We start from the raw sequence: 20,937 nt of genomic DNA, 5'->3' as shown, positions 1-20,937 counted from the left end.
ACCGTGGCCCTCGATCGAACCAAGCCCACCGTGACCATGTGCCGGGGATGTTGCTGCGGCACCTCCGCAAAGCATCCGGACCATGATCACAATGCCCAAGTCGTTTCGCTGCGCGCCCAGTTGGTCGGCGTCGCCGATCTCCGGATCACTGACTGCCTGGGACCGTGTGAGCGGTCGAACGTCCTGGTGGTCACGCCGTCAACGGATGGGCATCGGCGCGGCGGGCGATCAACCTGGCTCGGATATGTTTTCGACGAGACGGCGGGATCGACCATCGCGGAGTGGCTGCGCGACGGCGGGCCGGGCGTGTCGGAATTCCCGCGCAGCCTCCGGCGGCACCGCTTCAACAGGCCGAGAAAGCGACGCTGAACTCTGCCGGCGGTCGAATGTATGTTCGTAGTATGTCGGAGGTGCGGGAGGCGGTGGCGGGTTACGCACTGCCGTCGATGCTGTGCTCGCGTGCGGTCTCGATCGATCCACTGCTGCGGAGCTCACGGAGCTGCTCGACGCGGTGGAATCCGCCGGCTGCCGGCTCCCGGCGGCCCGTCCTTGCAGAGACGGCGGCCGCCCAGGGCTGAGGGTCGGATCACGCCCGAGCATGTGGAGATCGTCCGTAAAGCCGTCGACAACCTGCCCGGGTTCTGTGACGCGACCACCCGGGAGCGGTTCGAAGCCGACGTGGTGCGCAGGGTGGCTCGGGTAAACGTCTAGATGAGATCGCTCTGACGTGCCATCCACTGCGCGAGATTCTCGACACCCGGCGACAGCTCGCGGGTACGGGTGAAATCGGCTTGGTAGGCCGGTATCCGAGCGAACCACTTGAACATGGCTTCTTGGTCATCGTCGCCGAGTACTTCCAGGGGCGCCGCCACGTATGTGGCCGCGGCCCCGAGACGGTGTCCGACGATGTCGGCGATCTGCGAGCCTGTCAACTCGTCACCTGCTATCTCCACCGGCGGCGCCTTGGGATCGCCATTGCTCAGGAGCGCTGCGGCGACATCGCCGATGGTGGCCACTGACACCATCTGCAGCGGGATGCCGTCGGGCAGCGGCATGCGCACAACGATCTCGTCGCCATCCCGGGTGATCAGCTGGCGGAGATTCTCCATGAAAAACGTGGGTCGAACGATGTTGACGGTCGTCAGCCCCTCCAGCGCTTCTTCGACTCGGCGTTTGCTTTCAAAATGGGGAATGTCTGTATGGCGCTCGGCACCTCCGACGGAGCTGTAGACCATGAACGGCACCTCGGCGTCGCGCGCGGCGCGGGCGATGACGTTGCCGTGGCTGACCTCGCCATCAGTGCCACGCGGGCCAGCGAAGCTGGTCATTGCGAAGGCCGCGGAGACACCGGTGAAAGCTCGACGCAGGCTGGCCTCGTCGTCAAGGTCCGCCCCGACGACCTCGGCGCCGCGTGCCTTGAGCGCCTGGGACGCGTCGCGGGTGGTGTCACGGGTCAGTGCCCGAACCTCGAACCCGCGACGCAGGAGAGCGTCGACGGTGGCCGAGCCTTGCTGACCCGTGGAGCCCACGACGGCGATCGGGCCGTCGGTCGGGGAGGTGGTCATGAGCAATGTCCTTCCCTGGTTTGGACGCGACTGGGATGGAACACGCCCGTTGAATTGACAGCTCGTTGAATGTTCGTCAGTCGTCTGCGGTCTGCGACGCTGAATGCATCGAGGTCTCCGTGCTGCCCGTCGGCGAAAGGCACTGCGCCGCGGCCGATATCGATCTCCGAGATGAGTTCGCGTAGCTGCGCGAGACTGGCGAGCACAGCCGGGTGATCGCCGGGCTCCGGAGCTGCGCCGACGGCATGCAGCAGAAAAGGGCTCGGTGGCGTTGTCATGGCTCCGGTGCGGGTGCCCGGGTTGGATCCCACGTTGCGGAACTCCACCATCGACAGATGGTCGAAGTCGGCTGCTGCGGTGAGGATGTCGGCGGCACGAGCGGGAGCTGTGGCGTTGACCCAACGCCCCATTCCGAGTGCGGGTGTGCCCGCCGGCGGGTCGAGATGGATGCCGGCAAGCGTTTGGGCGTCTGCCATTCCCCAGGTGTCGACCGTCGGCAGCGGCGCCGCCGCTAGTGCCTCACGAAACGGGGTGGCTGACTCTGCCCCGAGCGGAGCGGCAACCGCGAGATGAACGACTGCACGATCACGCAGTGTCGGTGGGAACGGTGGACCGGGTGGGGTGTGTAGGAGGGAAATGCTCGAGGCGACCTCGGCGCCCACCAGTGCGGCGTTCCACGCCTCGACGACATCGTGTAAATGCTCGGCGGGCCAGAGCATGAAGCCCGCGTGCACATCGGACACGGGGAAGATGTCGAAGACGAGGCTCAGGGCCAGACCCACTCCGCCGCCGCCCCGGTAGGCCCAGATCGCGTCACGATCGACAGCGTCGGGGGCGTCATCGCAGGCCACTCGCCGCGTCCCCGACCCATCGAGGTAGATGACTTCGCGTAGTGCATCGGCGGCCAATCCGAACGACGGCGTCAACCAGCCGACGCCCCCACCGAAGGTGTAACCGGCAACCCCGACATCGGGTGCCGAGCCCGCTGCGCCAAGCAGACCGTGGGGATAGGCCGCCTGGTTGACGCTGTGCCAGGTCGCACCCGACCCCGCCGTGACCACCCTGCGCCCGGCGTCGACGACAACAGAATCCAGACCCGCGGTGTCCACCAACAGTGTGTCGCCGCCGAGGTCACCGGTGACACCGTGTCCGGTGGCCTGCACGGCGATCCGCAAACCAGCTGACACCGCGTACTTCACAGCTGCCAGTGCCGATGCATCATCTAGGACCGATGCGACCGCAGCGGGGCGCTGTCGGGCCGACGAATTATGCGGAGCCGTCGCACGCGTGTAGGGCTCACTCCCCGGAAAGAAAATGGTCACCTCGGCGACCTCGTGCGTCGACGGATAGGCATACAGGCCATTACACACTATTCGGATGAATCCGTCCGCTTATGGCGTATCTGGGTAGGGGCGGCTGCCCAGCGGCACGTCGTTGGGCCACACTTGACCCATGTCGAGAGGGGCTACTGAGGAGCCGGTACCGATACCGGGACGCCGGGCGCTACGCCGAGATGCCCAGGCAAACCGGGAACGCATCCTTGCTGTGGCTGCAGAACTGATCTCCCGTGATGGCGCCGCGGTGCCGATGGCCGATATTGCCAATGCAGCAGGCGTGGGTATTGGCACTCTGTACCGCAGTTTCGCCGACCGCGATGCACTCATGACGGCGTTGCAACACCGAGCGCTGGCCATCCTGGAAGAAATACTCGAACGCATACAGGCCAGCGGCCACACTGGCCCGTCGGCCATCGAGACCTATCTGGTGGAGTGTCTTGCCGTCGCCGACCACCTCATTCTCCCGCTCCGCGGCCACCCGGCCCTGCTCGATCAGCACGCCCTGCGGGCCCGTGACCGGATTCATGCCGCGATCGAGAAGCACCTGAGTACTGGGCGGACAGAGGGCACCATCCGGCGCGACACCACCGCACTCGACGTCATCGTCTGCGCCTCCATGATTGGTCAACCACTGCACGCGTCCCTGAACTGGCCGCTGACGGCTCGACGTCACATCGCTGTTTTCATCCGCGGTATCCGTGCCGTCACCCCCGACGGTACTGCGGCGTCCCCGAGCTGAGCTCCCTGCGTGCTGTCGTGACAAGTGTTGTCCACCAACGACATTGAGACTTGATCGGTGATGACAGCCGCGTGATCAGGGCCAGGAAGAACACCGGCCCCGCCAGATGGCACTGGCTTTCGCGGCGACGTCAACGGATCAAGCGGCTGTACCGTCGAAACTCCGACCCCGAACCGACATCGAGCATCCGGACCCGAGCCCTGAACTTCCGCGCATCAGCCTTCACAAGCGGAGTGTTTGATCCGAATTGCAGGGAAGGTTCACTGTCAGCGGCGTCGTGCCGCGTACGTGGCGGCGCCTCCACATTGCCGGCGCTGACTGCAGTTTGCCGTCCCAGTCGTTGCGTCGCCCGTCTCGACGTCAATGCCGTCAGACTGGACGCCGGACTCGCTGCATTACCTGGGTGAACCCGCCGTGATCGGTCGTTCGGACGCGCTGATGCGCGGTACTTGCGTTGTGTCCGAGGGGGGACTTGAACCCCCACGCCCGTTAATAGGGCACTAGCACCTCAAGCTAGCGCGTCTGCCATTCCGCCACTCGGACCTGTTCGAAGGCAGCTTAGGTTAACGGATCGGTGGGCTCGGACCCAAACCGGGAGCGGGTGGTAGGAAAGGGAGCGTGAGCGGTCCCCTGACTCCCAGCGATGAGGTCGTCGACCTCGTCAGTTCCCTGATCCGCTTCGACACCTCCAACACCGGTGAGCTTGCCACCACCAAGGGGGAGGCCGACTGCGCCCGCTGGGTCGCCGCCCAGCTCGAAGAGGTGGGTTACACCTGCGAGTACGTGGAGGCCGGCGCGCCGGGCCGGGCGAACGTGTTCGCCCGCCTCGAGGGCGCCGATCGCTCACGCGGCGCTCTGATGCTGCATGGTCACCTCGACGTCGTACCCGCCGAGGCGTCCGACTGGAGCGTGCACCCCTTCTCCGGCGCGGTCGAGGACGGCTATGTCTGGGGCCGCGGCGCGGTCGACATGAAGGACATGGTCGGCATGATCATCGCGGTCGCCCGGCACTTCAAGCGCGCCGGCATCACACCGCCGCGCGACCTGGTGTTCGCGTTCGTCTCCGACGAGGAGGCCGGCGGCAATTACGGCTGCAAGTGGTTGGTGGAGAACCGCCCCGACCTGTTCGATGGCGTCACCGAGGCCGTGGGCGAAGTCGGCGGCTTCTCGCTCACGGTGCCCCGCCGTGACGGAGGTGACCGGCGCCTCTACCTCGTCGAGACCGCCGAGAAGGCGATGATGTGGATGCGCCTGACCGCCCGCGGCCGGGCCGGGCACGGGTCGATGGTGCACGACGACAACGCCGTCACCGCTGTCGCCGAGGCCGTCGCCAAACTCGGCCGCCACCAGTTCCCGATCGTGCTGACCGAATCGGTCGAGCAGTTCCTCGCCGCGGTCAGCGAGGAGACCGGCTACACCTTCGACGCCACCTCGCCCGACATCGAGGGCGCGGTCGCCAAGCTCGGCGGCATCGCCCGCATCGTCGGTGCCACACTGCGCGACACCGCGAACCCGACGATGCTCAAGGCGGGTTACAAGGCCAACGTCATCCCCGCCACGGCTGAGGCCATGGTCGACTGTCGCGTGTTGCCCGGCCGGCTCGCCGCGTTCGAAAAGGAGATCGACGAGATCATCGGCCCCGACGTCAAGCGCGAGTGGGTGACCGAACTTCCCTCGTACGAAACACCTTTCGACGGCGAGCTACTGGAGGCGATGAACGCCGCGATCCTGGCGGCCGATCCGGACGCGCGCACCGTGCCCTACATGCTCTCCGGCGGTACGGACGCCAAGCACTTCGCCCGCCTGGGTATCCGCTGCTTCGGGTTCGCGCCGCTGCGCCTGCCGCCCGAGTTGGACTTCGCGGCGTTGTTCCACGGCGTCGACGAACGGGTACCCGTGGACGCGTTGACCTTCGGCGCGCAGGTGCTCGAACACTTCCTCCTGCACAGCTGACCCTCGACCGAAAGGACGCCTCTGTCATGGCTTTTGACTACGATCCCTACTCCTTCCTCCCCGAACTGCCCAGCTTCACACTCACCTCGCAGTCCTTCGCCGACGGCGACACCTGGGGAAACGAACAGGTCAGCGGGATCATGGGTGCCGGCGGCGAGGACGTCTCGCCCCAGCTGAGCTGGTCCGGCTTCCCCGAGGAGACCCGCAGCTTCGCGGTCACGGTCTACGACCCCGACGCACCGACCGGTTCGGGGTTCTGGCACTGGGCGGTGTTCAACCTGCCCGCCACGGTCACCGACCTGCCCGCCGGTGTCGGCGACGGCAGCAGCCAAGGCTTCCCGGGGGACGCTGTCACGCTGTCCAATGACGCAGGACTCAAGCGGTTCATCGGCGCGGCCCCGCCGCCCGGCCACGGACCGCACCGCTACATCGTCGCCGTACACGCCGTCGACGTGGAAAAGCTCGACGTACCCGCCGATGCCACGCCGGCATACCTGGGCTTCAACCTGTTCAGCCACGCGATCGCCCGCGCACTCATCACGGGGACCTACGAGAACAAGGGCTAGTCGGACGCCGAGCCGACGGCGTCGCTGAGGCTGCTGAAACCGTTGCGGTGCAAGCGTTCTGCAATACCGCGGTTGATTGATGCAGCCCACGAACCGCCGCCGTAGACGAAGCCGGTGTACCCCTGCAACAGAGAGGCACCCGCGGTGACTCGCTCCCACGCGTCGTCGGCGGTCTCGATCCCGCCGACGCTGATCAGCACCAGGGAGTCTCCGACCCGCCGGTGAAGCCGTCGCAGCACCTCCAAGGAGCGGCGCGCCACCGGCGGTCCGGAGACACCCCCGGCGCCGAGTGCCGCCACCCCGGGGGTGCGCAAGCCGTCTCGCGAGATCGTCGTGTTCGTCGCGACGATCCCGGACAGTCCGCATGCGACGGCGAGGTCGGCGACGGCATCGACGTCGTCGTCGGCCAGGTCGGGTGCGATCTTGACGAGCACCGGCGTCGACGTCGCTGCGACGACCGCGTTCAGGATCGGGCGCAGAGACTCGACCGACTGCAGGTCACGCAGCCCGGGAGTGTTCGGCGAGCTGACGTTGACCACCAGGTAGGCGCACAGCGGCCCGAGCAGGCGGGCGCAGTCGGCGTAGTCGTCCACCGCGTCCTCGGGCGTAGTGGTCTTGTTCTTGCCGATGTTCACCCCGATGGGCACCTCGGGGGTGGCCCGCGCCAGCGTGCGTACCAGTGCCGACGCGCCATGGTTGTTGAAGCCCATGCGGTTGAGCAGCGCGCGGTCCTCCGGCAGCCGGAACAGTCGGGGGGCCGGATTGCCGGGCTGCGGTCGCGGTGTCACGGTGCCGACCTCGGCGTGTCCGAAACCCAGCGCACCCCACGTCTGTGCGCCCAAGCCGTCTTTGTCGAACCCTGCGGCCAACCCGAGCGGTGCAGGGAACCGCACCCCGAACACCGTGCTGGCGACAATTGGATCGTGGTCAGAGTACTTGCGCGCCAATGCATGTCGTGCAAAACCGGGGGTGGTGGCGCCCCGCAGGGCGGCGAAGACTGCGTGATGTATCCGTTCGGGCGGAACCAGGAACATCGCGCGCCGCAGCGCTGCGTACATCACAGCGCCGGCAGATCAGGACCCTGCGCAGCGTCGCCACGCTTTTTGCGGCGCAACAACACCCGTCGGCTGCCGTCGGTGTAGAGCCGCACGCGGGTCAGCTCCCATCCGCGGTACTCCGCCTCGATCGACAGGCGCACCGACGCGCTCACCCGGGTCACGTCGGGCGGCAGACGCAGCGGAATCCATTCGTACTCGCCCGGATCGTCGGCGACGGCCTGACGCCACGTCGCCGGCATCCTGCCCCGCGAACCCGTACTCATCGCTGTTCTCGGCTCTTCGCGCAAGCGCTCATCGCGTCGCCCCGGGGATCACCTGGACACCGTCGCCACTGCCGGACACCACATACAGGGTGTCCGACGCATCGTCGAATGCCAGTGTGTTCGGTTGCCGCACGGTTCGATATCGCACCTTCTCGACGGGTATCCCAGTCGCCAGATCGTATCCAACGACCGTGTTGGTCGCCGTCTGGGCAACCCAGGCGAGTCCGGTTTTCTTCCCGCTGCCCGAGGCGGTCAGCCCGTACGGCGCATCCGGTACGGGGTAGCGCTGGCGCAACATCAGCGGATCGACCCCGTAGACGAGCAGTTCACCGCCGCGGGTGTCGGCGACCAGGACGCGGCCGTTGGGGTCGGCGGCCATCGTGGTCGCGCCATCACCGGCGCGCAGTGCCAGATCGGCCGCGGTCCCGTCGGTGTTCAGGCTGGTCACCGACGTCTGCCCACGGTCGAGGACCACCGCGGTGTCGCCCTGGGTGACGATGTCGTCCACTCGGGCGAAGATCTTCAGCGACGCGGCGACCTCGTTGTCCGGTGACAAGGTGTAGACCGTGCCGCCCGCGTCGCCGAGCACCATCCTGCCGTCGCTGCGCCGCGCGATTGCGGTGAACTCCGCGTCCTCACGCCCGGCGATCGGCACCTGGGAGACAGACCGTGTCCTGACGTCGACCACCGAATAGCCCCCGCGCAGGGCCACCGTCACCTTCCCTGGCCCGTCGGCGGACATCGCCGTGGCGCCACCGGGAAACCGAATCGGGTTCTGCGCGCCATCCGGGCTCATGACCGTCACCGTCGCTCGATCCGGTGCGTCGGCGCTGAGCACGACCAGCGCGCGAGTGGCCGGGTCGACGAGCGCAGCGAACGCACCGGCGGGGCCTGGCCGCACGCTGCCTGCGGGCGAAGCGGTCACCGGCGGTGAGTCAGCGGCGCGGGCCGGTGAGATCGTCGGCGGCGGGGCATCCGCCTTGTCCGAGGAACACCCGGCGACCAGCAGGATTGTCAGCGCCACCACACCGTGACGAAACGGCAGACAAACTCTGTTTGAACGGCGCTGCAATGGGTAGCTCCCCGTCGTGCGTCCAGATCTTGATCGAACAGCCAGTGTAGGCGCCAGAAATTCCGCATTCGGAAAGGCCTTTCGGCCCTATCCGGACGGTGCGAACGGCTGGGCGAGCGTATGGTACAGACCATGACACTGGCCATGGACCGCAGCGCGAGCCTCCGCGGCTTCGTGCTCGAGGACATCATCACCGGTGTGCATGCCAGTGGCTACGGCCAGGTGGGGGACGGACGCACCTTCTCGTTCCACCTCGAGCGGCTCTGGCTCGTCGTCGAGGTGTACCGGCCCCGCCTGCGCGGCCTGGTCCCGTCGAACGAGGACATCGTTGCCATGGCCACCCGCAAGCTCACCGACATCGATCTGACGGATGAGCGGAGCATGGCCGCGGCGGTGCGCGACGCCGTCGCCGAAGCGCGTCCGGTGGCGCGGAACGGACGCTGACACCGCGCCACGGTACGGTCGTCGACGTGACTGACGCCCCCGCCATGTCGTGGCTTCAGGTCGTTGTTCTCTCGATCCTCCAGGGCCTCACCGAGTTCCTACCGGTGTCGTCGTCGGGGCATCTCGCGATCGCGTCGCGCATCTTCTTCGACGACGATGCCGGCGCGTCGTTCACCGCGGTCAGCCAGCTGGGGACCGAGGCGGCAGTGCTGCTGTACTTCGCCAGAGACATCGGACGCATCATCAAGGCCTGGTTCAACGGCCTCTTCGTCGCCGCGCATCGCAGTGCCGACTACTGGCTCGGCTGGTGGGTGATCATCGGCACTCTGCCGATCGGCATCATCGGTCTGCTGTTCAAGGACCAGATCCGCACCGGCGCGCGCAACCTCTGGTTGGTGGCCACCGCGCTGATCGTGTTCTCCGCCGTGATCGCCGCGGCGGAGTACTACGGCCGGCAGGCCCGGCGGGTGGAAGAGCTCACCTGGCGCGACAGCGTCATCGTCGGCTTCGCCCAGTGCCTGGCGCTGGTGCCGGGCGTCTCACGGTCGGGTGCCACGATCAGCGCCGGGCTGTTCCTCGGGATGAACCGCGAGCTCGCGGCCCGCTTCGGCTTCCTGCTCGCCATCCCGGCGGTGTTCGCCTCCGGCCTGTTCTCGCTGCCCGACGCGTTCGACCCGGTCGGCGAGGGCATGAGTGCCACGGGACCTCAACTGCTGGTCTCCACGGTGATCGCGTTCGTCGTCGGATTCGCCGCGGTGGCCTGGTTCCTGCGCTTCCTCGTCCGCCACAGCATGTACTGGTTCGTCGGCTACCGCGTCGTGCTCGGCACGGTGGTGCTGATCCTGCTCGGCACCGGGGTGGTCGCAGCGACATGACCGTTCTCCTGCTGAGGCACGGGCGCTCCACGTCGAACACCGCCCACACGCTGGCCGGCCGCTCCGAAGGGGTGGACCTCGACGACCGCGGGCGCGAGCAGGCCCAGGCGCTGGTCGAGCGGCTCGGCTCGTTGCCGATCAGGGCGATCGTGCGCTCGCCGCTGCTGCGGTGCGAACGCACCGTCGAGCCGCTGGCCGCCGCGCTGGGCCTCGAACCGGTCGTCGACGAGCGGATCGTCGAGGTCGACTACGGGTCGTGGACCGGCCGCACGATAGGCGAGCTGGTAAAGGAACCGTTGTGGGCCGTCGTGCAGCAGCAGCCCAGTGCGGCGGTGTTCCCCGACGGGGAGGGCCTGGCGGCTGTGCAGGCGCGCTCAGTGGCTGCCGTGCGCGAACACGATCGGCGGCTTGCCGAGGTGCACGGGGCCGACGTCCTGTGGATCGCCTGTACCCACGGCGACGTCATCAAGTCGGTGCTCGCCGACGCGCTCGGCACGCACCTCGACAGCTTTCAGCGCATCAACGCCGACCCGGCGTCGATCAGCGCCATCCGCTACACGGCGATGCGGCCGTTCGTGATCCACGTCAACCACACGGGTTCGGCGCTGAACTCCGCGCTGACGACTCCACCGGCGGCAGAAAAAGCCGACGCGAAGACCGACGAGGTGCCCAGTGGTGACGCCGTGGTCGGCGGTTCAACCGGATGAGCTGCGCACGGCATTTTGGACGACGGTATTTTGGGCAGAGTCATGTCCCGTGAAATTCACGTCTTCCGCACACCCGACCGTTTCGTGGCCGGGACCGTCGGCGAGCCCGGGAACCGGACCTTCTACTTGCAGGCCGTGCACGACACCCGCGTGGTCTCGGTGATCTTGGAGAAGCAGCAGGTGGCCGTGTTGGCCGAACGGATCGCAGCGCTGCTGCTGGAGATCAACCGCCGCTTCGGGACACCGATCCCGCCGGACACCGGTGAGGTCGACGATCTGAGCCCGCTCGTGACGCCGGTCGACGCGGAGTTCCGGGTCGGGACGATGGGACTGGGCTGGGATTCGGAGGCGCAGACCGTCGTCGTGGAGCTACTCGCGGTTTCCGACACCGAATTCGATGCGTCGGTGGTCCTCGACGACGCCGAGGACGGGCCCGACGCGGTGCGGGTCTTCCTCACTCCCGAATCCGCGCGTCAGTTCGCGACCCGGTCGAACCGGGTCATCTCGGCGGGCCGGCCCCCGTGCCCGCTGTGCGACGAACCACTGGACCCCGAGGGCCACATCTGCGTCCGAACCAACGGCTACCGGCGCGGCGCGCTGGCCGGGTCCGACGATGACGACGACGTCTGAGGTCCTCGAGCGCGGTGAACTGAGTGTCCTCGGACGCATCCGCTCCGCGAGCAACGCGACGTTCCTGTGCGAGGCGACGCTGGCCGACGAGGTCGTGCACTGCGTCTACAAGCCGGTGCGCGGCGAGGCCCCACTGTGGGATTTCCCCGACGGCACCCTGGCGGGCCGCGAGGCGTCCTCGTACCTGATCTCCGAGGCGTTGAGCTGGAACCTGGTGCCGCACACCATTGTTCGTGACGGTCCGGCCGGCCCGGGCATGGTGCAGCGATGGGTGGACCAGCCCGGTGACGCGGTCGCCGGCGGCGACGATGGTGACGAGGGCGACGACGAGACTGCCGAGCCGACCGGTCCCGATCTGATCGACCTCGTGCCCGCAGGCAAGGTGCCGCCCGGCTTCCTGCCGATCCTGCAGGCCTACGACTACGCCGGCGACGAGGTGACGCTGGTGCACGCCGACGACGACCGGCTGCGCCGGCTCGCCGTGTTCGACGTGCTGATCAACAACGCCGACCGCAAGGGCGGTCACGTGCTCAGCGGTGTCGACGGCCGCGTGTACGGCGTCGACCACGGCGTGACGTTGCACACCGAGGACAAGTTGCGCACCGTGCTGTGGGGGTGGGCGGGCAAGCCGGTCGACGATCAGACGCTGGCCGACATCGAGAGGCTCCGCGACGCCTTGGGCGGCGACCTCGGCGCCGAGCTGTACTGTCACATCACGCCGGCCGAGGTCGCCGCGTTGCACGCCAGAGTGGTTGCGCTGCTGCGTAATCCGGTGATGCCAACACCTGACCGGCGCCGTCCGATCCCGTGGCCCGCGTTCTGATGCGGTCTACTGATCCGGTGGACCTGACCGACGCAGCGCTGGCCGCGACCGTGGCCGCCGAGGCCGGTGAGCTGCTGCTGTCGATGCGCACGCAGTTCGGGTTCTACGACCCCTACGAGCTCGGCGACGCCGGTGACATGCGCGCCAACACGCTGATCCTGGATCGGCTGCATCGCGCCCGCCCCCACGACGCAGTGCTCTCCGAAGAGGCCGCCGACGATGTCTCGCGCGTCCATGCCGACCGGGTGTGGATCGTCGACCCCGTCGACGGCACCCACGAGTACTCGATGCCCGGCCGGGCGGACTGGGCCGTCCACATCGCGCTGTGGCAGCGCACCAACGAGGGCGGGGGAGCGATCACCGATGCCGCGGTCGCCCTCCCAGCACGCGGCGAGGTGTACCGCACCGACACCGTCGCACCGCCGCCACCCCGCGCCGACGGCCCCATCCGCATCACTGCCAGCTCGAGCCGGCCGCCGGCGGTGCTGTGGCGCATGCGCGACGAGCTCGACATCCAGCTGGTGCGCATCGGGTCGGCGGGTGCCAAGGCGATGGCGGTGGTGCGCGGCGACGTCGACGCCTACATCCACGCCGGCGGGCAGTGGGAATGGGACTCAGCCGCACCGGCGGGCGTGCTGTGGGCCGCGGGACTGCACGCCACCCGGATCGACGGCTCGCCGCTGATCTACAACCGCCGCGACCCGTACCTGCCCGACCTGCTGATGTGCCGCCCCGAGGTCGCTGAACCGCTCCTGGGCGTCATTCACTCGGTCGGTCGGCGGTGACCCCCGCAGGCCACGGCGGCGCCGGGAATGAATCGGCCCGCGGCGTTGTCGCACACCCTGATGTCTAGAGTCGATGCCATGCAATCGTGGTCGGCGCCGAGTGTTCCGGTGCTCGCAGGTCGGGGTCCGCAGCTGCGGCTCTACGACAGCGCCGACCGTCAGGTGCGCCCGGTCAGCGCGGGTGCCACCGCCACCATGTACGTCTGCGGGATCACGCCCTACGACGCCACGCATCTGGGCCACGCGGCCACTTATCTGACGTTCGACCTGGTGCACCGCGTCTGGCTGGACAGCGGCCACGACGTGCACTACGTGCAGAACATCACCGACGTGGACGACCCACTGTTCGAGCGCGCCGAGCGCGACGGGATCGGGTGGCGCGAGCTCGCCGACCGCGAAATCGACCTGTTTCGTGAAGACATGGCCGCGATGCGCGTGGTACCTCCCCGCGAGTACGTCGCCGCCACCGAAGCCGTCAACGAGGTCGTCGAGGTCACCGAGAAGCTCCTGGCGTCCGGCGCGGCCTACGTTGTCGACGACGCGCAGTACCCCGACGTCTACTTTCGGGCCGACGCCACCGTCCAATTCGGGTACGAGTCTGGCTACGACCGCGACACGATGCTCACGCTGTTCGCCGAACGTGGCGGCGACCCCGACCGGCCGGGCAAGGCCGATCCGCTCGACGCTCTGCTCTGGCGGGCGGAGCGCCCCGGGGAACCCAGCTGGCCTGCGCCGTTCGGGCCGGGCCGACCGGGCTGGCACGTCGAGTGTGCGGCGATCGCGCTGACCCGGATCGGTACCGGACTCGACATCCAAGGCGGCGGAAGCGATCTGATCTTCCCGCACCACGAGTTCTCCGCCGCCCACGCCGAATGTGTCACGGGGGAGCGGCGATTCGCCCGCCACTACGTGCACGCCGGCATGATCGGCTGGGACGGCCACAAAATGAGCAAGAGCCGCGGCAACCTGGTGCTGGTGTCCCAGCTGCGCCGCGACGGCGTCGACCCCGCCGCGATCCGACTCGGCCTCTTCGCCGGCCACTACCGGGAGGACCGTTACTGGAGCCCCGCGGTCCTCGAGGAGGCGCAGCAGCGCCTCCACCGGTGGCGCAGCGCGACCTCACTGGCCGGCGCGCCGGACTCCGCAGACGTCATCGCCCGGGTCCGGCAGTACCTCGCCGACGATCTGGACACGCCCAAAGCCATTGCCGCGCTGGATGGTTGGGCCACCGACGCGCTGTCCTACGGCGGCCACGACGCCACCGCCGCGCAGACGGTCGCCACCGCGGTCGACGCCCTGCTGGGAATCGTGCTCTGACCCTCGTGGAGTAGGTTGCCGCCATGGCATCGGTGGCAGGCAAGACGGCATTCATCACAGGCGGGGCCCGGGGCATCGGCGCGGAAGTCGCGCGCCGACTGCACGCCAGAGGCGCGAACCTCGTCCTCACCGATCTCGACGACGGCCCGCTCGCGGAGTTGGCCGAGGAACTCGGTAGCGCGCGTGTGCGCACCGTGATCGCCGACGTGCGCAGCCTGCCGGCGATGGAGGCCGCGGCCGCCCAGGCGATCGAGACGTTCGGCGGCATCGACATCGTGGTGGCCAACGCCGGCATCTCCACGTACGGCTCGGTGCTGCAGGTCGACCCCGAGGCGTTCCGCACGTTGATGGACGTCAACGTGACCGGCGTGTTCCACACGGTGCGCGCGACGCTGCCCGCGGCGTTGGACCGACGCGGCTACGTGCTGATCGTGTCATCGCTCGCGGCCTACGCGGCCGCACCCGGGCTGGCTCCCTACAACGCATCCAAAGCCGCCGTGGAGCACTTCGCCAACGCGCTTCGGCTCGAAGTGGCCCACCGCGGGGTCGACGTCGGATCGGCACACATGTCGTGGATCGACACCCCGCTGGTGCAGGACGTCAAGAAGGACCTGTCGACGTTCCGCGAGATGCTGAGCAAGCTGCCGTACCCGCTGAGCAAGACGACCTCGGTCGAAGCCTGCGGCAAAGCGTTCGTCGCCGGCATCGAGGGGCGCAAACGCCAGGTGAACTGTCCCGGCTGGGTGGGTGCCATCCGGTTGCTCAAGCCGTTGCTGTCCACCCCGCTCGGGGAGCAGCCCGTCCGTCGATTCGTGCCCGATCTGTTGCCGCGGATGGACGCCCAAGTCGCGGCACTCGGCCGGTCGATGGGTGCCCGCACCCACGAGTTGGAAAAGCGGTCGTGACGACGGCAGATCTGGTTCTCTCGGGCGGCGGAGTCAAGGGGATCGCATTGGCCGGCGCAGTGGCGGCCCTGGTCGAGGCGGGATACACACCCCATCGGGTGTCGGGCACCTCAGCCGGAGCGCTGGTGGGCGCCGTCCTCGCCGCAGCCGCCCAGCACGGCGAGCTGAACCCGGCGATGCTCAGCGATCTCGCGATGACCATCGACTACCGGCGCTTCCTGGACCCGGGCCCGATCGAACGCATCCCGGTCCTCGGACCGCTGCGCGGCGTCGTCAGCGGCGACGGCATCTACCGTGGGCAGGCGCTGCATCGCTGGGTGGACGAGCAGCTGGCGCGCTTCGGGGTCAGGACGTTCGCCGATCTGGCGATCGACGATCCGTCTCTGCCTCCAGAACGGCGCTACCGACTGGTGGTCACGGTCGCCGATGTCACCCGCGGCCAGCTGGTGCGCCTGCCGTGGGACTACCGGCGCGTCTACGGCCTCGATCCCGATCAGCAGTCGGTGGCCGATGCGGTGCGCGCCTCGACAGCCATCCCGTTCTTCTACCGTCCCGCAATCCTGACCGGCGCCGACGGGACGGAGTCGACGCTGGTCGACGGCGGGCTGCTGTCGAACTTCCCGATCGACTCGCTCGACCGCACCGACGGTGGGCGGCCGCGCAGGCCGACGTTCGGCGTGACGCTGCTGCCGACGCTCCCCGCCGAGAACGAACAGGTGATCCCTGCGCTTCGGCCGCTGCACCTGTTCGGCGGCCCGACCCTGCTCGAACAGGTGGTCACCACGATCCTGGTCGGGCGCGACCAGGCTTACCTGGATCAGCCGTGGGTCAGCGCGCGAACGATCCGTATCGACACCAGCGACGTCGGGGTCCTGGATTTCGACCTGTCGCAGCCGCAGAAGACCGCCCTCTACGACGACGGCGTTCGGGCCGGGGAGGCCTTCCTGAGCACGTGGAACTGGCAGGAGTACCTGTCCCGCTTCCGCTAGCGGCCGCGCCTGCGCAGGTAGCGCTCGAACTCCGCCGCCAACGCGTCACCGTCGATCTTGCCCAGCGCGTCGTTCATGTCGACCTCGGCGTCGCCGCGCTCCTCGAGGGACTGCACGTACTCGGCGATCTCGTCGTCCTCGGCGGTCATCTCGCTGACCGCCTGCTCCCACTCCTCGGCCTGGGCCGGCAAGTCGGCCAGCGGCACCTCGATGTCGAGGACGTCCTCGACGCGGCGCAGCAACGCCACCGTCGCCTTCGGATTGGGAGGTTGGGACACGTAGTGCGGCACCGCAGCCCAGAACGTCACCGCGGGGATGCCGGCCTGGACGCAGGCGTCCTGGAACACCCCTGCGATACCTGTCGGCCCCTCGTAGCGGGTCTCCTCCAGACCGAACGTCTTCGCCGAATCCGAGGAGTAGGCCGCCCCGGACACCGGCACAGGGCGGGTGTGCGGAGTGTCGGCCAGCAGCGCGCCGAGGATCACGACGGTCTGCACGTTGAGCTTGTCGGCGATCGCCAGCAGTTCCGCGCAGAACGTGCGCCACCGCATGTTCGGTTCCACGCCGTGCATCAGCACGATGTCGCGGTCGGCCCCCGGCGGCCGGCAGTGCGAAATCCGCATCGAGGGCCACACCAACTCGCGGGTCACGCCGTCGACCTGCCGGATCACCGGCCGATTGACCTGATAGTCGTAGTAGGACTCGTCGTCGATCTCGACGATCGTGTCCGCCTCCCAGATCGCGTCGAGATGCTCGACTGCATCGCTGGCCGCGTCACCCGCGTCATTCCAGCCCTCAAAAGCCGCAACGACGATCGTGTCGCGCAGGTCGGGCAGGTCAGGTCGCTTGGGACCGCCGAAATCCGGGTGGGTCACCAATCCAGCCTAAGCCCTCCGGGGGTCAGATGACGGGCATCGACCCGCCCCCCGGTGCGGCACCGGTGGCCTCCGACGAAATAGGCTCGGCAGCACACGGGTTGATCCCCAGCAGGCCACCAGCGACAGGCGTCCTGAAGTCGGTTGTGCAACGACGTAGACTCATGCAGGTCGAGAGGCGTTGCAACGGGTCCCGGTGGTATCCGCCGGTATCCGCCACGCTCGGCAGAGTCAAGGACGCCTTCCGTCATGGAAGGAGTGCACGTGACTGCTGTTACATCGAGCACTACAGCAACTGACTTCACGCCGAACGTCCGCCCGGACTGCACCGAAGAACTGCAGGCCGCGCTGCGCGAACGCATCTTGGTGATCGATGGTGCGATGGGTACGGCGATCCAGCGGGACCGGCCCGACGAGGCGGGGTACCGCGGCGACCGGTTCACCGAGTGGCCGACCGCACTGCAGGGCAACAACGACCTCTTGACGTTGACGCAGCCGCAGATCATCGAGGGCATCCACCGGGAGTACCTCCAGGCGGGCGCCGACATCCTCGAGACCAACACGTTCAACGCGAACGCGGTCTCACTCGCCGACTACGACATGGCCGATTTCAGCTACGAGCTGAACTACGAGGGCGCCGCGCTGGCCCGCAGGGCCGCTGACGAATTCAGTACCCCCGACAAGCCGCGCTACGTCGCCGGCGCGATCGGACCGACGACACGTACCGCGTCGATCTCCCCGGACGTCAACGACCCCGGTGCCCGCAACGTCTCCTACGACCAGCTGGTGGCCGCCTACCTCGAAGCCGCCAACGGCCTGGTCGACGGTGGCAGCGATCTGCTGATCATCGAGACGATCTTCGACTCGCTGAACGCCAAGGCGGCGGTGTTCGCGGTGGAGACGCTGTTCGAGCAGCGGGGCCGCCGCTGGCCGCTGATCATCTCCGGCACCATCACCGATGCCTCCGGCCGCACCCTGTCCGGTCAGGTCACCGAGGCCTTCTGGAACGCGATCCGGCACGCCAGGCCGCTCGCCGTGGGGCTGAATTGCGCGCTGGGCGCCCCCGAGATGAGGCCCTACATCGCCGAGGTCGCGCGCATCGCCGACACGTTCGTCTCCTGCTACCCCAACGCCGGTCTGCCCAATGCGTTCGGCGAGTACGACGAATCGCCCGAGCGGCAGGCCTCCTACATCGCCGAGTTCGCCGAAGCGGGCCTGGTCAACCTCGTCGGCGGATGCTGCGGCACCGCGCCGCCCCACATCGCCGAGATCGCCAAGGTCGTCGACGGCGTGAAACCCAGGGATGTGCCCCGCGTCGACATCGCGACCCGGCTGTCGGGCCTGGAGCCGCTGAACATCACCTCCGATTCGCTGTTCGTCAACATCGGTGAGCGCACCAACATCACCGGGTCGGCCCGGTTCCGCAACCTGATCAAGGCCGAGGACTACGACAGCGCACTGTCGGTGGCGTTGCAGCAGGTCGAGGTCGGTGCGCAGGTCATCGACATCAACATGGACGAAGGCATGATCGACGGCGTCGCCGCGATGGACCGGTTCACCAAGCTCATCGCGGCCGAACCCGACATCAGTCGCGTGCCGGTGATGATCGACTCCTCGAAGTGGGAGGTCATCGAGGCGGGCCTGAAGAACGTGCAGGGCAAGCCGATCGTGAACTCGATCTCGCTCAAAGAGGGCGAGGAGAAGTTCGTCCGCGAGGCGCAGCTGTGCCGCAAGTACGGCGCTGCGGTGGTCGTGATGGCCTTCGACGAGCAGGGCCAGGCCGACAACCTGGAGCGCCGCAAGGAGATCTGCGGGCGGGCCTACCGCATCCTGACCGAAGACGTGGGCTTCCCGGCCGAGGACATCATCTTCGACCCGAACTGCTTCGCACTCGCCACCGGCATCGAGGAGCACGCAACCTACGGCATCGACTTCATCGAGGCGTGCGCCTGGATCAAGGAGAACTTGCCGGGCGTGCACATCTCCGGCGGCATCTCGAACGTGTCGTTCTCGTTCCGCGGCAACAACCCGGTGCGCGAGGCGATCCACGCGGTGTTCCTGTTCCACGCCATCAAGGCCGGCCTGGACATGGGCATCGTCAACGCGGGCGCACTGGTGCCCTACGACTCGATCGACCCGGAGCTGCGGGACCGCATCGAAGACGTCGTGCTGAACCGACGTGAGGACGCTGCCGAACGGCTGCTGGAGATCGCCGAACGGTTCAACAAGACCGACAAGACCGAGGAAGTCGGCGCTGCCGAGTGGCGCTCGCTGCCGGTGCGCGAACGCATCACCCACGCCCTGGTGAAGGGCATCGACGCCCATGTCGACGACGACACCGAGGAACTGCGCGCCGAGATCGAGGCGGCCGGCGGGCGACCGATCGAGGTCATCGAGGGTCCGCTGATGGACGGCATGAACGTCGTCGGTGACCTGTTCGGGTCCGGCAAGATGTTCCTGCCCCAGGTGGTGAAGTCGGCGCGCGTGATGAAGAAGGCCGTGGCGTATCTGCTGCCGTTCATCGAGGCGGAAAAGGCTGCGCCCGTCGAAGGTGAGGCAGTCAAGAAGGACACCAACGGCACGATCATCATGGCGACGGTCAAGGGCGACGTCCACGACATCGGCAAGAACATCGTCGGCGTCGTGCTGCAGTGCAACAACTACGAGGTCATCGACCTCGGCGTGATGGTGCCCGCACAGAAAATCCTCGACGCGGCCAAGGAACACAACGCGGACATCATCGGGCTCTCGGGTCTGATCACGCCGTCGCTCGACGAGATGGTGAACTTCGCGGTCGAGATGGAACGCGAGGGTCTCGAGATCCCGCTGCTGATCGGCGGGGCGACGACGTCGCGCGCCCACACGGCCGTCAAGGTCGCGCCGCGGCGCAGCGGACCGGTGGTGTGGGTCAAGGACGCGTCGCGTTCGGTGCCCGTCGCCGCGGCCCTGCTGGACGACCGCCAGCGGCCGGCGCTGCTCGAGGCCACCGCGAAGGACTACGCGTCGCTGCGCGAGCGGCACGCTCAGAAGAACGAGCGGCCGATGCTGACGCTGGAGAAGGCGCGCGCCAACCGGACACCGATCGACTGGGACGGCTACACGCCGCCGGTGCCGGCTCAGGGTCTCGGAGTGCGGGAGTTCCTGGATTACGACCTGGCGGAGCTGCGCGAGTACATCGATTGGCAGCCGTTCTTCAACGCCTGGGAGATGAAGGGTCGGTTCCCCGACATCCTGAACAACCCGGCCTCGGGTGAGGCGGCCCGCAAGCTGTACGAGGACGCCCAGGAGATGCTCGACATCGCGATCAAGGAGAAGTGGCTGACCGCCAACGGGGTCATCGGCTTCTTCCCCGCCAACGCCGTCGGTGACGACATCGAGGTCTACACCGACGAGAGTCGCACCGAGGTGCTGACCTCGCTGCGCAACCTGCGCCAACAGGGCGAGCACCGCGACGGGATCCCCAACCGCAGCCTCGGCGACTTCATCGCGCCGAAGGACACCGGGTTGGCCGACCATGTCGGTGCCTTCGCCGTGACGGCGGGGCTGGGCAGCGGCGACAAGATCGCGGAGTTCAAGAAAGCCAACGACGACTACAGCGCGATCCTGCTGGAGTCGCTGGCCGACCGGCTGGCCGAGGCGTTCGCCGAGCGCATGCATCAGCGGGTGCGGCGGGAGTTCTGGGGCTACCAGCCCGACGAACAGCTCGCCAACGAGGAGCTGATCGGGGAGAAGTACGTCGGAATCCGTCCTGCGCCAGGCTATCCCGCCTGCCCGGAGCACACAGAGAAGGTGACGCTGTTCGATCTGCTCGACGTCACCGAGCGCACGGGCATCGAGTTGACCGAGTCGATGGCGATGTGGCCCGGAGCGGCGGTCAGCGGCTGGTACTTCTCCCATCCGCAGTCGCAGTACTTCGTGATCGGGAGACTGGCCCAGGACCAGGTCGCCGACTATGCCCGGCGCAAGGGCTGGACGCTGGCCGAGGCCGAGCGGTGGCTCGCACCGAATCTGGGCTACAACCCGGAGGACTGACC

General features: G+C 67.9%; 21 protein-coding genes and 1 tRNA gene. 15 read left to right on the top strand and 7 right to left on the bottom strand.

Going from position 1 to position 20,937, the window contains the following annotated elements; genetic code table 11:
- Nucleotides 1-3: 3 nt before the first annotated feature.
- The gene (locus tag ACZY1G_RS26530; protein ID WP_463824038.1) at nt 4-369 is read left to right on the top strand and encodes a (2Fe-2S) ferredoxin domain-containing protein; all 366 of its coding nucleotides are present in this window, start codon (nt 4-6) and stop codon (nt 367-369) included.
- A 32-nt stretch (nt 370-401) separates the two neighbouring features.
- Nucleotides 402-578 (top strand): hypothetical protein, encoded by a 177-nt coding sequence (locus ACZY1G_RS26525; protein WP_463824037.1) that lies wholly within the window; start codon nt 402-404, stop codon nt 576-578.
- Nucleotides 579-707: 129 nt separating this feature from the next.
- Here ACZY1G_RS26525 and ACZY1G_RS26520 read toward each other — a convergent pair whose 3' ends face one another.
- Nucleotides 708-1,565: an NmrA/HSCARG family protein gene (locus ACZY1G_RS26520; protein ID WP_463824036.1), complete on the bottom strand. Its 858-nt coding sequence runs from the start codon at nt 1,563-1,565 to the stop codon at nt 708-710.
- Nucleotides 1,562-2,887, bottom strand: a complete 1,326-nt coding sequence (locus tag ACZY1G_RS26515; protein ID WP_463824035.1) for an FAD-binding oxidoreductase — start codon at nt 2,885-2,887, stop codon at nt 1,562-1,564. Before ACZY1G_RS26515 ends, ACZY1G_RS26520 begins: the two co-directional genes overlap by 4 nt.
- Before the next feature lie 223 nt (nt 2,888-3,110).
- On the opposite strand from ACZY1G_RS26515, the gene ACZY1G_RS26510 reads away from it, so the two are divergent.
- Entirely contained in the window at nt 3,111-3,641 is a 531-nt protein-coding gene (locus ACZY1G_RS26510) for a TetR/AcrR family transcriptional regulator (protein ID WP_463818174.1), read from the top strand.
- Nucleotides 3,642-4,098: 457 nt separating this feature from the next.
- Here ACZY1G_RS26510 and ACZY1G_RS26505 read toward each other — a convergent pair.
- Nucleotides 4,099-4,184 (bottom strand) — tRNA-Leu (locus ACZY1G_RS26505).
- A 75-nt stretch (nt 4,185-4,259) separates the two neighbouring features.
- Between ACZY1G_RS26505 and ACZY1G_RS26500 the strand changes: the two genes are divergently transcribed.
- Nucleotides 4,260-5,594 carry a M20/M25/M40 family metallo-hydrolase gene (locus tag ACZY1G_RS26500; RefSeq protein WP_463818173.1) on the top strand — a complete coding sequence of 445 codons (1,335 nt, stop codon included), beginning with the start codon at nt 4,260-4,262 and terminating at the stop codon, nt 5,592-5,594.
- Between the two features lie 26 nt (nt 5,595-5,620).
- Nucleotides 5,621-6,160, top strand: a complete 540-nt coding sequence (locus ACZY1G_RS26495; RefSeq protein WP_463818172.1) for a YbhB/YbcL family Raf kinase inhibitor-like protein — start codon at nt 5,621-5,623, stop codon at nt 6,158-6,160.
- Here ACZY1G_RS26495 and ACZY1G_RS26490 read toward each other — a convergent pair.
- From ACZY1G_RS26490 to ACZY1G_RS26480, 3 genes are read right to left on the bottom strand one after another with little or no spacing between them, the layout of a single operon-like run.
- A complete protein-coding gene (locus ACZY1G_RS26490) occupies nt 6,157-7,218 on the bottom strand; it encodes a quinone-dependent dihydroorotate dehydrogenase (RefSeq protein WP_463824034.1) in 1,062 nt (353 codons plus the stop codon). The two genes, ACZY1G_RS26495 and ACZY1G_RS26490, sit on opposite strands and share 4 nt — an antisense overlap.
- Nucleotides 7,218-7,481: a DUF5703 family protein gene (locus tag ACZY1G_RS26485; RefSeq protein WP_463818170.1), complete on the bottom strand. Its 264-nt coding sequence runs from the start codon at nt 7,479-7,481 to the stop codon at nt 7,218-7,220. The genes ACZY1G_RS26490 and ACZY1G_RS26485 overlap by 1 nt, the downstream gene beginning before the upstream one ends.
- A 28-nt stretch (nt 7,482-7,509) precedes the next feature.
- Nucleotides 7,510-8,508: a YncE family protein gene (locus ACZY1G_RS26480; protein WP_463818169.1), complete on the bottom strand. Its 999-nt coding sequence runs from the start codon at nt 8,506-8,508 to the stop codon at nt 7,510-7,512.
- Nucleotides 8,509-8,685: 177 nt separating this feature from the next.
- On the opposite strand from ACZY1G_RS26480, the gene ACZY1G_RS26475 reads away from it, so the two are divergent.
- The 9 genes from ACZY1G_RS26475 (at nt 8,686) to ACZY1G_RS26435 (ending at nt 16,028) form a co-directional block, all read left to right on the top strand.
- On the top strand, nt 8,686-8,997 hold the full coding sequence (locus tag ACZY1G_RS26475; RefSeq protein WP_463818168.1) for a hypothetical protein: 312 nt from the start codon (nt 8,686-8,688) through the stop codon (nt 8,995-8,997).
- Nucleotides 8,998-9,041: 44 nt separating this feature from the next.
- Nucleotides 9,042-9,872 (top strand): undecaprenyl-diphosphate phosphatase, encoded by an 831-nt coding sequence (locus ACZY1G_RS26470; RefSeq protein ID WP_463818286.1) that lies wholly within the window; start codon nt 9,042-9,044, stop codon nt 9,870-9,872.
- Complete coding sequence (locus ACZY1G_RS26465; protein WP_463818167.1) at nt 9,869-10,579, top strand: histidine phosphatase family protein; 711 nt, start codon at nt 9,869-9,871, stop codon at nt 10,577-10,579. The genes ACZY1G_RS26470 and ACZY1G_RS26465 overlap by 4 nt, the downstream gene beginning before the upstream one ends.
- A 42-nt stretch (nt 10,580-10,621) precedes the next feature.
- On the top strand, nt 10,622-11,209 hold the full coding sequence (locus ACZY1G_RS26460; RefSeq protein ID WP_463818166.1) for a DUF3090 domain-containing protein: 588 nt from the start codon (nt 10,622-10,624) through the stop codon (nt 11,207-11,209).
- Nucleotides 11,193-12,032, top strand: a complete 840-nt coding sequence (locus ACZY1G_RS26455; protein WP_463818165.1) for an SCO1664 family protein — start codon at nt 11,193-11,195, stop codon at nt 12,030-12,032. Before ACZY1G_RS26460 ends, ACZY1G_RS26455 begins: the two co-directional genes overlap by 17 nt.
- Before the next feature lie 17 nt (nt 12,033-12,049).
- Entirely contained in the window at nt 12,050-12,817 is a 768-nt protein-coding gene (locus tag ACZY1G_RS26450; RefSeq protein WP_463818164.1) for a 3'(2'),5'-bisphosphate nucleotidase CysQ, read from the top strand.
- A 78-nt stretch (nt 12,818-12,895) separates the two neighbouring features.
- The gene (gene mshC / locus ACZY1G_RS26445) at nt 12,896-14,134 is read left to right on the top strand and encodes a cysteine--1-D-myo-inosityl 2-amino-2-deoxy-alpha-D-glucopyranoside ligase (protein ID WP_463824033.1); all 1,239 of its coding nucleotides are present in this window, start codon (nt 12,896-12,898) and stop codon (nt 14,132-14,134) included.
- A gap of 23 nt (nt 14,135-14,157) precedes the next feature.
- The gene (locus ACZY1G_RS26440; protein WP_463818162.1) at nt 14,158-15,039 is read left to right on the top strand and encodes an SDR family oxidoreductase; all 882 of its coding nucleotides are present in this window, start codon (nt 14,158-14,160) and stop codon (nt 15,037-15,039) included.
- On the top strand, nt 15,036-16,028 hold the full coding sequence (locus ACZY1G_RS26435) for a patatin-like phospholipase family protein (RefSeq protein WP_463818161.1): 993 nt from the start codon (nt 15,036-15,038) through the stop codon (nt 16,026-16,028). Before ACZY1G_RS26440 ends, ACZY1G_RS26435 begins: the two co-directional genes overlap by 4 nt.
- On the opposite strand, the gene ACZY1G_RS26430 is transcribed toward ACZY1G_RS26435, so the two are convergent.
- Nucleotides 16,025-16,903, bottom strand: coding sequence for a PAC2 family protein (locus ACZY1G_RS26430; protein WP_463818160.1), 879 nt, complete (start codon nt 16,901-16,903; stop codon nt 16,025-16,027). The genes ACZY1G_RS26435 and ACZY1G_RS26430 overlap by 4 nt on opposite strands.
- Nucleotides 16,904-17,152: 249 nt before the next feature.
- Here ACZY1G_RS26430 and metH point away from each other — a divergent pair, with 249 nt between their 5' ends.
- Nucleotides 17,153-20,935: a methionine synthase gene (metH, locus tag ACZY1G_RS26425; protein WP_463824032.1), complete on the top strand. Its 3,783-nt coding sequence runs from the start codon at nt 17,153-17,155 to the stop codon at nt 20,933-20,935.
- Nucleotides 20,936-20,937 lie beyond the last annotated feature (2 nt).

Source organism: Mycobacterium sp. IDUB_5, assembly GCF_055419565.1.
This window is presented reverse-complemented; position numbering and strand designations above follow the sequence as displayed.

What these genes read in the sequence shown, in the direction of transcription:
- ACZY1G_RS26465 (WP_463818167.1), top strand. Translation starts at nt 9,869, where the DNA reads ATGACCGTTCTCCTGCTGAGGCACGGGCGCTCCACGTCGAACACCGCC.
- ACZY1G_RS26440 (WP_463818162.1), top strand. Translation starts at nt 14,158, where the DNA reads ATGGCATCGGTGGCAGGCAAGACGGCATTCATCACAGGCGGGGCCCGG.
- ACZY1G_RS26525 (WP_463824037.1), top strand. Translation starts at nt 402, where the DNA reads ATGTCGGAGGTGCGGGAGGCGGTGGCGGGTTACGCACTGCCGTCGATG.
- ACZY1G_RS26520 (WP_463824036.1), bottom strand. Translation starts at nt 1,565, where the DNA reads ATGACCACCTCCCCGACCGACGGCCCGATCGCCGTCGTGGGCTCCACG.
- ACZY1G_RS26460 (WP_463818166.1), top strand. Translation starts at nt 10,622, where the DNA reads ATGTCCCGTGAAATTCACGTCTTCCGCACACCCGACCGTTTCGTGGCC.
- ACZY1G_RS26490 (WP_463824034.1), bottom strand. Translation starts at nt 7,218, where the DNA reads ATGTACGCAGCGCTGCGGCGCGCGATGTTCCTGGTTCCGCCCGAACGG.
- ACZY1G_RS26475 (WP_463818168.1), top strand. Translation starts at nt 8,686, where the DNA reads ATGACACTGGCCATGGACCGCAGCGCGAGCCTCCGCGGCTTCGTGCTC.
- ACZY1G_RS26455 (WP_463818165.1), top strand. Translation starts at nt 11,193, where the DNA reads ATGACGACGACGTCTGAGGTCCTCGAGCGCGGTGAACTGAGTGTCCTC.
- ACZY1G_RS26470 (WP_463818286.1), top strand. Translation starts at nt 9,042, where the DNA reads ATGTCGTGGCTTCAGGTCGTTGTTCTCTCGATCCTCCAGGGCCTCACC.
- metH (WP_463824032.1), top strand. Translation starts at nt 17,153, where the DNA reads ATGGAAGGAGTGCACGTGACTGCTGTTACATCGAGCACTACAGCAACT.
- mshC (WP_463824033.1), top strand. Translation starts at nt 12,896, where the DNA reads ATGCAATCGTGGTCGGCGCCGAGTGTTCCGGTGCTCGCAGGTCGGGGT.
- ACZY1G_RS26485 (WP_463818170.1), bottom strand. Translation starts at nt 7,481, where the DNA reads ATGAGTACGGGTTCGCGGGGCAGGATGCCGGCGACGTGGCGTCAGGCC.
- ACZY1G_RS26495 (WP_463818172.1), top strand. Translation starts at nt 5,621, where the DNA reads ATGGCTTTTGACTACGATCCCTACTCCTTCCTCCCCGAACTGCCCAGC.